Source organism: Cellulomonas sp. ICMP 17802 (genome assembly GCF_041295535.1).
Taxonomy (GTDB): domain Bacteria; phylum Actinomycetota; class Actinomycetes; order Actinomycetales; family Cellulomonadaceae; genus Cellulomonas.
Map to the genome: position 1 here is coordinate 1 of NZ_JBGFQZ010000052.1, position 10,531 is coordinate 10,531.

Sequence of the window (10,531 nt, forward strand, 5' to 3'; positions counted from 1 at the left end):
TCGAGCGCGTGCCCGACCCCGCCAACCCCAACGCACCGCTGGTCTGACGCACGACGTGTCGGGACTCACCCCGCGGGGCACTCCGGCAGAGGGCGTTCGTCGGGTAGGTTGGAATCCCGTGACAGAGCGCGCGCATCGACTCTCCGGGCGGTCGGAATCCACGACCCGGCACATCTTCGTCACCGGGGGTGTCGCCTCCTCCCTCGGCAAGGGCCTCACGGCGAGCAGCCTCGGCCGACTCCTCCGCTCCCGTGGCCTCAAGGTCACGATGCAGAAGCTCGACCCGTACCTCAACGTGGACCCGGGCACCATGAACCCGTTCCAGCACGGCGAGGTCTTCGTCACGGAGGACGGGGCCGAGACGGACCTCGACGTGGGCCACTACGAGCGGTTCCTGGACGTGAACCTCGTCGGTTCCGCCAACGTGACCACCGGGCAGGTCTACTCGCAGGTCATCGCCAAGGAGCGCCGCGGCGAGTACCTGGGCGACACCGTGCAGGTCATCCCGCACATCACCGACGAGATCAAGACGCGGATGCGCCAGCAGGCGGACACCGACGTCGACGTGATCATCACGGAGATCGGCGGCACGGTCGGTGACATCGAGTCGCTGCCGTTCCTCGAGGCGGCCCGCCAGGTGCGCCACGACCTGGGCCGCGACAACTGCTTCTTCCTGCACGTCTCGCTGGTGCCGTACATCGGCCCGTCGGGCGAGCTGAAGACCAAGCCGACCCAGCACTCCGTGGCAGCCCTGCGCAGCATCGGCATCCAGCCGGACGCGATCGTGCTGCGCGCCGACCGCGACGTGCCGGACGCGACGAAGCGCAAGATCGCGCTCATGTGCGACGTCGACGTCGAGGGCGTCGTCACCGCGAAGGACGCGCCGAGCATCTACGACATCCCGCGCGTGCTGCACTCCGAGGGGCTCGACGCCTACGTCGTGCAGCGACTCAGCCTGCCGTTCCGCGACGTCGAGTGGAAGGGCTGGGACGAGCTGCTGCACCGCGTCCACCAGCCCACGCACCGCGTCGAGGTCGCCCTGGTCGGCAAGTACATCGACCTGCCCGACGCGTACCTCTCGGTCACCGAGGCGCTGCGGGCCGGCGGGTTCCACCACGACACCAAGGTGGTCATCCGCTGGGTCACCTCCGACGACTGCCAGACCCCCGAGGGCGCCCGGCTGGCCCTCGAGGGCGTGGACGCGGTGCTGGTGCCCGGCGGGTTCGGCGTGCGCGGCATCGAGGGCAAGCTCGGCGCGCTGCGCTGGGCCCGCGAGAACCTCATCCCGACGCTCGGCATCTGCCTCGGCCTGCAGTGCATGGTCATCGAGTACTCGCGAACCGTGCTGGGGCTCGACGGCGCGTCGTCGTCCGAGTTCGACGCCGACCCGTCGCACCCCGTCATCGCGACGATGGCCGAGCAGCTGGCGATCGTCGGCGGCGAGGGCGACCTGGGCGGCACCATGCGCCTGGGCGCCTACGAGGCCGTCCTCACGCCGGGCTCGGTCGTCGCCGAGGCGTACGGCGCCACCCGCGTGTCCGAGCGCCACCGGCACCGCTACGAGGTGAACAACGCGTACCGCGACAAGCTCGAGGACGCCGGCCTGGTGATCTCCGGCGTCTCGCCCGACACCTCGCTGGTCGAGTTCGTGGAGCTGCCGAAGGACGTGCACCCGTACTACGTGTCCACGCAGGCGCACCCCGAGTTCAAGTCGCGGCCCACGCGGGCGCACCCCCTGTTCGCCGGGTTGGTCGAGGCTGCCCTCGCCCAGCGGGGCGACGAGTCCTGATGCTCGACGACCTCACGGCGCCGCGTCCCGTGGTGTCGCACGAGGTGATCCACGCGGGCAAGGTGTTCGACCTGGTCGGGGACGTGGTCGACCTCGGCGAGACGCAGGTGCTGCGCGAGTACGTTGCGCACCCCGGCGCGGTCGCCGTGATCGCCCTCGACGACGACGACCGCGTGCTGCTCCTGTCGCAGTACCGGCACCCGGTGCGGTCCGAGCTCTGGGAGCCGCCGGCCGGCCTGCGGGACGTGCCCGACGAGCAGCTGGTGCTGGCGGCCGCGCGCGAGCTGGCCGAGGAGGCCGACCTCGTCGCGGGCTCGTGGTGGCGGCTGGTCGAGTTCTTCACCACCCCCGGAGGCTCGAACGAGCGCATCACGGTCTTCCTGGCGCGCGACCTGCGGCCCGTGGCGCACGCCGACCGGTACACCCGCACCGACGAGGAGGCCTCGATGGTGCCCGTGTGGGTGCCGCTGGACGAGGCCGTCGACGCGGCGCTGACGGGCCGCCTGCACAGCCCCACGGCCGTGACGGGCGTGCTCGCCGCGGCGGCCGCGCGGGCCCGCGGGTGGTCGACGCTGGCATCGGCCGACGCCTGACGGCGGTGCCCCCGCGGGGGCACCGCCGCCCTCAGCGGCTGGTCGAGCGGCGGTACTGGTAGTTGGCCAGCGGCACGAAGACGGCGAGGAAGATCGCCGCCCAGATGAGCGTGTAGACCTCCGCGTGCTGCAGCGGCCAGGCGTCCGGCGTGGGGACCTCCGGAGGGATGTTGCCGAAGAGCTCGCGCGACGCCTGCGTCACCGCCGACACCGGGTTCCACTCGGCGAACGTCTGCAACGGGGCCGGCAGGGTCTCGAGCGGCACGAAGGTGTTGGCCACGAACGTCAGCGGGAAGATCACGATAAACGTGGCGTTGTTGAACACCTCCGGGCTGGGCACGAGCATGCCGAGCCAGGCCATGATCCACGAGATCGCGTAGGCGAAGACGAGCAGCAGCAGGTAGCCGAGCACGGCCTCGGGCACCGAGCTGTGGATGCCCCAGCCGACCAGCAGCCCCGTCAGCGACATGACGATGAGCACGAGCACGTTGTTGGCGACGTCCGAGATCGTGCGGCCGGTGAGCACCGCCGACGGCGCCATGGGCAGCGACCGGAACCGGTCGATGATGCCCTTCTTGATGTCGTCCGCCAGCCCGGCGCCCGTGATGGTGGCGCCGAAGATGACGGTCTGGGCGAAGATCCCGGCCATGAGGAACTCGCGGTACGCGTCGGCGTCCGCGCCGCCGGGGACGGCGATCGCCCCGCCGAAGACGTACGCGAACAGCAGCACGAACATGATCGGCGAGAGCGTGGTGAAGACCAGCAGGTCGGGGACGCGCTTGATCTTGATGATGTTGCGCTTGGCCACCACGTAGGCGTCGGAGAACACGGTCGGCGCGGCCATCACGCACCCCCTGCCGGGGACTCGGCGGCCGCGTGGCGGCCGGGCGTGGTGGGTGGCGGGGCAGGTTCCTCACCGTCCTCGGTCGCGCGGCCGGTCAGGGCCAGGAAGACGTCGTCCAGCGTGGGCCGGCGCAGCCCGACGTCGTCGATCGTGATCCCCGCGTCGTCGAGCACGCGCAGCGCGTCGGTGAGCACCTGGGCTCCGCCGCTGACGGGCATGAGCAGCGTGCGACGCCCGACGTCGAGGCCCGCCGCCCCCACGCCGAGCGGCTCCAGCAGGTCCCGGGCGGCGGTGAGCTGCGCGGGGTCGCGGACCGTGAGCTCGAGGCGCTCGCCACCGACCTGCAGCTTGAGCTGGTCGGCGGTGCCGTGCGCGATGATCCGGCCGTGGTCGATGACGACGATGTCGTCCGCGAGCAGGTCGGCCTCCTCGAGGTACTGCGTGGTCAGCAGCAGCGTGGTCCCGCCCGCGACCAGCCCCTGGATCACCTCCCACATCTCCGTCCGGCCGCGCGGGTCCAGGCCCGTCGTCGGCTCGTCGAGGAAGATGATCGGCGGGTCCGCCACCAGCGCGCCCGCGAGGTCGAGCCGGCGCCGCATGCCCCCGGAGTAGGTGCGCGACGGGCGGTCGGCGGCGTCCTCGAGGCGGAACGACGCGAGCAGCTCCCGTGCCCGCTCCCGGGACCGCTTGGCGCCGAGGTGGTAGAGCCGGCCGATCATGTCGAGGTTCTCGAACCCCGTCAGGTACTCGTCGACCGCCGCGTACTGGCCCGAGAGGCCGATGCGGCGGCGGACGTCGCGCGGCCGCTCGAGCACGTCGACGCCCGCGACCGTCGCGGTGCCCTCGTCGGGCTGCAGCAGCGTGGTGAGGATGCGGACGATGGTGGTCTTGCCGGCTCCGTTGGGGCCGAGCAGGCCGAGGACCGAGCCCGTGGGCACGGCGAGATCGACCCCGTCGAGGGCCGTGACGGTCTTGTAGCGCTTGACGAGTCCCTGGGCGGTGATCGCGTCTGCCATGGGTCGAGGCTAGGAGAGACCCCTGACAACGCGACAGGACTTACCGGTGCAGAACGCCCTCGGGCGCCCGGCTGCGCAGGCTGCCGACGAAGAACGTGACCGCCGTGGCGAGCAGCGCGGCGCCCAGCATGTGCAGGTTGACCAGGCCGATCGGCAGGCCGGTGAACAGCTGGACGTAGCCGATGAGCCCCTGCCCGAGCGTGACGCCGAGCAGCACGAGGCCGGTGGTCCACGGTCGGCCCGTCACGCCGCGCCGGCGCAGGAGCACCAGGACGACGACGAGCACCGCGACGAACGCCCAGACCGAGGCCGCGTGCAGCTTGGCCATGAGCCACGGGTCCACGTCGAAGCGGTAGCCCACCTCGTCGTCGCCCGAGTGCGGCCCGGCGCCGGTGACCACCACGCCGAGCACGAGCACGACCGCGGTGAGCCCGGCGAGCAGGCGGACCAGGAGGCGGGTGGTCCGGTCGACCAGCGGCACGGCCGGGCCGTCGCCCTCGCGGGTGCGCACGACGAGCCAGGTGGAGAACGCCACGAGCGCCATGGAGATGAGCAGGTGGCTGCCGACGATCGCGGGGTTGAGGTCGACCAGCACCGTGATGCCGCCGATCACCGCCTGCAGCAGGACGCCGATCACCGGCACGAGCCCCAGCCGGCGGTACGACCACGGGCGGCGGGCGTCCGTGACCACGAGCAGGGCGACCAGCAGGGCGACGACGACGAGCACGCCGCTGACGGTCCGGTTGCCGAACTCGATGAACGGGTGGATCGACGTGGCCTGGTGCGGCTGCGGCGTGAAGTGTCCGGGCTCGCACTCGGGCCACGTCGAGCAGCCCAGCCCGGAGCCGGTGAGCCGCACCGCCCCGCCGGTCACGATGATGAGGACCTGACCCACGAGGTTGGCGACGACGGCGGTCCACTGCCAGCGGTCGCGGATCCGCTCGAAGGTCGACGGGCGGGCGTCGAGGGCGGGTGTCGAGCTCACGACGACCAGCCTACGGTCCGGTCCGCGTGGTCCCGACCGGTCGCCGGGCGAGGCTCGTCACAGCGGGACGTCGAGCGTGCCGACCGCGGCCAGCACCGTCAGCAGCACGCCGAGGACCACCGCGAACGCGCTGGGCACGAACACGTGCGGCAGCCAGGCGACGTGCCGGCGCATGCGGCGGATCTCCGCGCTCGTCATCTCCCGGGGGGGCTCGGCCAGCGCGCGCGCCGGGTCGTCGCGGCCCGCGGCGGTCCACGCCCAGTCGATGCGGGGAGCCGAGACCGGCAGGTCGCCCAGCCGCAGGTCGGCGGCGGCGGACCACGCCTCGATCTGCCGCATCCGCGGGTAGTAGCGGACCTGGTGGCGCTTGGTCATCGCCTCGATCAGCCAGAACGCCGCTCCCGTGGCCGCCGCGAGGGCGAACAGGGCGTAGTGCTGCTGCTGGAACCCGAGGCCGATCCCGGCGAGGCTCAGGGTGACCGACCAGCTCTTGACGGTCAGCAGCCGGCCGTCGAACTCCGAGACCGTGCGCACGAGCGCCGCGTACTCGGCGGCCAGGGCCGTGGCGAACGAGGCGTCCTGCGCGGCGTCCATCGGCCCACGGTAGCGGTCAGTGCCAGCGGAACAGCCGGCTCGCGCCCCAGCCCAGTCCCGCGGCCCAGCAGACGAGGACGACCACCGACCAGGGCGGGAGCACCCCGTGCAGGAGCGTCTCGCGCATCGCCTCACCGAGCGCGCCCGACGGCAGCAGCAGCGCGACGTGGGACATCGCCCCCGGCAGCTGGCTCGCCGGGACGACCACGCCGCCGGCGACCGCCAGCACAAGCAGCAGCAGGTTCGCGATCGCGAGGACCGCCTCCGCGCGCAGGGTCCCGGCGACGAGCAGGGCCAGCGCGGTGAACGCTGCCGTCCCGAGCACGATCGCGACCACCGAGAGGAGCAGCCCGACCGGGTCCGGGTGCCAGCCGAGCACCAGCGCGGTCGCGCCGATGACGACCACCTGCACGGCCTCGACGACGAGCACCCCCAGCACCTTGCCCGCCAGCAGCCCCCCGCGACCGAGCGGGGTGGTGGCCAGCAGCCGCAGCACGCCGTTGCGGCGGTCGAACGACGAGGCGATGGCCTGCGACGTGAACGACGTGGTCATCACGGCGAGGGCCAGGATGCCCGGCGTGAGGAAGTCGACCCGGCTGGCGCCGCCGGTGTCGAGGTCGATCGAGGTGACCGTGGTGAGCCCGACCAGCACGAGGACCGGCACGACGATGGTCACGAGCAGCTGCTCGCCGTTGCGCAGGATGGCGCGGGCCTCGAACGAGGTCTGGGCGGCGACGCGCTGCAGGGTGGGGGCGGCGCTCATCGCAGGTTCCGTCCGGTGAGGTCGAGGAAGACGTCCTCGAGCGTGCGCCGCCCGACGGAGAGCTGCGTGACGAGGGCGCCCTGGCCGGCGAGCCACGCGGTGAGGGCGGCGACCGTCCCGGGGTCGACGGCGCCGGTCACGGTGTAGGAGCCGTCGCGCGGCTCGGTGACGACGAAGCCCGGACCCAGCGCGGACCCGAGATCGAGCCCGGGGGTGGTCTCGAGCCGGACCGAGCGGTCGTCCGCCGCGGCGACCAGCGACGGCACCGAGCCGCGCGCGATCACCCGGCCGTGGTCGACGACGACGACCTGGTCGGCCAGGTCCTCGGCCTCGTCCATGAGGTGGGTGGTGAGCAGGACGGCCACGCCCTCGTCGCGCAGCTCCCGCACGAGGTCCCAGACGGCGTGCCGGGACTGCGGGTCCATGCCGGCGCTCGGCTCGTCGAGGAAGACGACCTCGGGGCGGCCCACGATCGCGGCCGCCAGGGCGAGGCGCTGGCGCTGGCCGCCCGAGAGGCGGCGGACCGTGGTGCGGGCGAACGATGCGAGCCCGAGCCGCTCGCTGAGCTCGGCCAGGTCCCGGGGCTCCGCGTACATCCGGGCGACGTGGGCGAGCATCTCGTGCGCCCGGACTGCCGTGGGCAGGCCGCCGTCCTGGAGCATGACGCCCACGCGGGGGCGCAGCTCCCGGGCCTCGGTGAGCGGGTCGTGGCCGAGCACCCGCACCGTGCCGCCGTCGGGCTCGCGGAGCCCCTCGCAGCACTCGACGGTGGTCGTCTTGCCCGCGCCGTTGGGTCCGAGCACGGCGGTGACCTGGCCGCGGTGGGCCACGAGGTCGAGCCCGTCGACCACGGGTCGGCCGCCGTAGCGCTTGACGAGCCCGGAGATCTCGAGCGCGGGGGAGTCGGGCACGAGAGGGAAGTCTAGGGCGCGCACCACAGGTGTCGGTCTTCGCCCCCGCGCGTATCCGGCGGCCTCCGGTGTCCTCCTTTCGGGTGACGACCGCGTCGACGCGTGCGCCGACCGGCGTCCCGTGGTCGCGCCCGCGGTCACGGAACTCCCTTGGGGGTGACCGACATGATCGACGAACAACCGAGCTCGGACTCCGCGCTCGACTCGACCGAGGCGACGGTCCTCGGCGAACGTGTCACGGTGGCGGCGCGACGCGTGGTCGTGCAGCTGGCCGCGACCGACACGACGGGCTCCGCCGACGAGCTCGTCGCCGCTGCGCTGGCGACGCTGCCGGACGGCAGCAAGGTGGTCCGCGGGCCCAGCCCGACCGGACGCCTCGTCGTCCTCCTGCCCGAGGGGGCCGACCTCGACCAGACGCTGTCCGAGAACGCCGGCGCGGTCGAGGCCGAGCCCGCGGTCGCCTACGTCGAGCCGGACGTGATCGACCGGGCGCAGGTGGTGCCCAACGACCCGCGCTACCCGCAGCAGTGGGCACCGCCGGCGGTCAACGCCGAGGCGGCCTGGGACCTGGTCACCGGCACCGGGGCCGTGCTCATCGGCGTCATCGACTCCGGCATCTCGATGTCGGGCGGGGTCCTCGACCACGACGACCTCAACGACGCGACCCGGATCACGCTCGGCACCGACTTCGTCGACGGCGGCACCCCGATGGACCTGCACGGCCACGGGACGCACGTCGTCGGGATCGCGGCTGCGACCGGCAACAACGCCGCGGGCGTCGCGGGCATGGACTGGGGCTCCCCGGTCTACGTCTGTCGCACCCTCGACGCGGGTGGCAACGGGAGCGGCGCCGACTTCGCGGACGCGGTCGAGGAGATCACGGACCACGCGGTGGCGCTCGGCATCAAGGCCGTCATCAACTACTCGGGCGGCGGCGCGGACGCGCAGGTCAAGCGGGACGCGTGCCAGTACGCCTCCGACCACGGCATGCTCGTCATCGCCGCGGCCGGCAACGACAACGCCGGGCCGGTCATCTTCCCCGCGGCGTACTCGACCACCATCACCGGCGTCATCGCGGTCGGGTCCACCGACCAGGGCGACACGGTCTCGAGCTTCTCCAACGTCGGTCCCGAGGTGACGGTCGTGGCACCGGGCAGGAACATCCTGTCCACGCTCCCGACCTATGCGACCGGCGGCGGGTTCGGGCTCAACTACGGCCAGCTCAGCGGCACGTCGATGGCGACGCCGCTGGTCACCGGGCTGGCGGCGCTCATGTGGAGCCGGCACCCGGGGCACAGCAACGCGAAGATCAAGCAGTGTCTGCAGGACACGGCCGTCAAGCTGGGCGCGGGCTCGTTCGACAACAGCTGGGGTCACGGTCGCGTGGACGCCCTCGCCGCGGTCAAGTGCGGCGACCTCGTCATCGTGCCGTCGCTGCTGAGGTGCCCGCCGTCGCGGCTGCGCTGCCCGAGCGTGATCTCGTTCTGCCCGCCGTCGCGGCTGCCGGTGCTGTGCCGGACCCGCCTGAAGACGGTCTGCACGCCGGTGACGCGGCTGACCGGCGACTGCGACATCTCGGCCCTGCGGTGCCCGTCGGCGCTGCGGTGCCCGTCCGCGATCGACGGCTGCCCGTCGTCGCTCGGGTGCGACTCCGCGATCTGCGGCTTCCCCACGGAGATCGATCCCACGGTGCTCGAGGCGACGGTCCTGCGGCCCGGCGGCATCGCGAGCCGGGTCACGCCGAACGTCGCGGGCCTCGGCCGGCTGCGTGGCCTGCGCGAGCGGCTCACCGAGGGCGGCGCGGCGACGTCCGACGCACCGGCCGAGGGCGCGGGGTGGTACTACGTGGATGACGACGGCACCCCGCACGAGGTGTGAGCACATGACGACAGGCAGGCCGCGCCCGGCTGGGCGCACCGAGCTGGCCCGACGCGGGGTCCGGCTCCTGCTCGAGCGCGGCCTCCTGTCGCCCGCCGACATCCACCGCTACGGGCTCACGGCCCGCAACGTCTCGCAGTCCAACGGGGTCGCCCTGGTCGAGCTCGGGTCGGGCCGGGGGTTCGCGGTCAAGGACCTCGCGCCCGACCGCGAGCCCGGCCAGGGCGACCCCGCCCGCGAGGTCGAGCTCTACCGGGCCGCGACGGCGTCGGGCGACCTCGCCGACCGTGTGCCCCGCCTGCTGCTGCACGACGCCGACGAGCAGGTGCTGGTGCTGGAGGGCGTGCTGGCGGCCCGCCGCCTCGACCTGCAGCCCGAGCCGACGAGCGGCCGGTTCGCGGCCGAGCTGGGCACGACGCTCGGGCTCTGGCACCGCGTGTCCACCGGGTTGGCGCCGATGGGCCCGGCGCGTCCGTGGGTGCTCGACCTCGCCGGCCCGACGCGGCCCGCGGTCATCGACCGCAGCGCGGAGCTGTCCGGCCTGGTCTCCGCGATCCTCGCCGACGAGCAGCACGCCGACGCGCTGGCCCGCATGCGCGCGGCGTGGACCGACGACGTCCTGGTGCACGGGGACGTCCGGTTCGCCAACGTGCTCGTCCGGCCGCACGGCGTCGCGACGCTGGTCGACTGGGAGTACGCCGGGTCAGGGGACGCCCGGTGGGACGTCGCGGGAGCCGTGCAGGAGTACGTCAGCGCGGGGGAGACCCTCGACGGGGCCCCCGTGACCGCGCTGCTCAGCGCGTACGAGGCCGCGCGCGGCCTGGCGGTCGACCGGGCCGTGCTCACGGCGTTCGTGGCCGCCCGGCTGCTGGTGCGCGCCCTGCAGCTGCGCAGCTGGATGACCGACCCCGGCGCCGAGATCGAGCGCCACCGTCGCCTCGCGCGGCAGGTCGTCGAGCCGGTGCCGGCGTGACGGCCGGGCGCGTCCACCCGGACGTGGCGGCGGCGGCCGAGCTGCTCGCGGGCCTGGCGGGTCCCGAGCAGCCGCGCGGCGCCGACCTCGACCAGGTGCTCTACGGCTGGTACCTCGCGATGAGCCCGCTGCCCACGCGGTCGGGCACGCCGGGGCCGGCGGACGTCGACCTGCGCGGCGCGCTC

11 protein-coding genes are annotated in these 10,531 nt (G+C 73.4%); 5 read left to right on the forward strand and 6 right to left on the reverse strand.

Features of this window, described 5'->3' with window-relative positions; genetic code table 11:
* Positions 1-118 precede the first annotated feature (118 nt).
* Both AB5970_RS18855 and AB5970_RS18860 read left to right on the forward strand, forming a co-directional pair.
* Positions 119-1,789 (forward strand): CTP synthase, encoded by a 1,671-nt coding sequence (locus tag AB5970_RS18855; RefSeq protein ID WP_370505488.1) that lies wholly within the window; start codon positions 119-121, stop codon positions 1,787-1,789.
* A complete protein-coding gene (locus AB5970_RS18860) occupies positions 1,789-2,382 on the forward strand; it encodes an NUDIX domain-containing protein (RefSeq protein ID WP_370505489.1) in 594 nt (197 codons plus the stop codon). The genes AB5970_RS18855 and AB5970_RS18860 overlap by 1 nt, the downstream gene beginning before the upstream one ends.
* 31 nt (positions 2,383-2,413) lie before the next feature.
* Here the strand turns inward: AB5970_RS18860 and AB5970_RS18865 are convergent, their stop codons facing one another.
* From AB5970_RS18865 to AB5970_RS18890, 6 genes are read right to left on the reverse strand one after another with little or no spacing between them, the layout of a single operon-like run.
* Positions 2,414-3,226, reverse strand: coding sequence for an ABC transporter permease (locus AB5970_RS18865; protein ID WP_370505490.1), 813 nt, complete (start codon positions 3,224-3,226; stop codon positions 2,414-2,416).
* Positions 3,226-4,242 (reverse strand): ATP-binding cassette domain-containing protein, encoded by a 1,017-nt coding sequence (locus AB5970_RS18870; protein WP_370505491.1) that lies wholly within the window; start codon positions 4,240-4,242, stop codon positions 3,226-3,228. Before AB5970_RS18870 ends, AB5970_RS18865 begins: the two co-directional genes overlap by 1 nt.
* Before the next feature lie 40 nt (positions 4,243-4,282).
* Positions 4,283-5,227 carry a COX15/CtaA family protein gene (locus AB5970_RS18875; protein WP_370505492.1) on the reverse strand — a complete coding sequence of 315 codons (945 nt, stop codon included), beginning with the start codon at positions 5,225-5,227 and terminating at the stop codon, positions 4,283-4,285.
* A 57-nt stretch (positions 5,228-5,284) separates the two neighbouring features.
* Entirely contained in the window at positions 5,285-5,821 is a 537-nt protein-coding gene (locus AB5970_RS18880) for a hypothetical protein (RefSeq protein ID WP_370505493.1), read from the reverse strand.
* Positions 5,822-5,837: 16 nt separating this feature from the next.
* Positions 5,838-6,584: an ABC transporter permease gene (locus AB5970_RS18885; protein ID WP_370505494.1), complete on the reverse strand. Its 747-nt coding sequence runs from the start codon at positions 6,582-6,584 to the stop codon at positions 5,838-5,840.
* Positions 6,581-7,495, reverse strand: a complete 915-nt coding sequence (locus AB5970_RS18890) for an ABC transporter ATP-binding protein (protein ID WP_370505495.1) — start codon at positions 7,493-7,495, stop codon at positions 6,581-6,583. Before AB5970_RS18890 ends, AB5970_RS18885 begins: the two co-directional genes overlap by 4 nt.
* A 165-nt stretch (positions 7,496-7,660) precedes the next feature.
* Here AB5970_RS18890 and AB5970_RS18895 point away from each other — a divergent pair, with 165 nt between their 5' ends.
* The 3 genes from AB5970_RS18895 to AB5970_RS18905 all read left to right on the forward strand — a co-directional run.
* Complete coding sequence (locus tag AB5970_RS18895; RefSeq protein WP_370505496.1) at positions 7,661-9,373, forward strand: S8 family serine peptidase; 1,713 nt, start codon at positions 7,661-7,663, stop codon at positions 9,371-9,373.
* A gap of 4 nt (positions 9,374-9,377) precedes the next feature.
* Entirely contained in the window at positions 9,378-10,346 is a 969-nt protein-coding gene (locus tag AB5970_RS18900; RefSeq protein WP_370505497.1) for a phosphotransferase family protein, read from the forward strand.
* The coding region (locus AB5970_RS18905; protein ID WP_370505498.1) for a hypothetical protein at positions 10,343-10,531 on the forward strand (189 nt) is incomplete at its 3' end. The genes AB5970_RS18900 and AB5970_RS18905, both read left to right, overlap by 4 nt.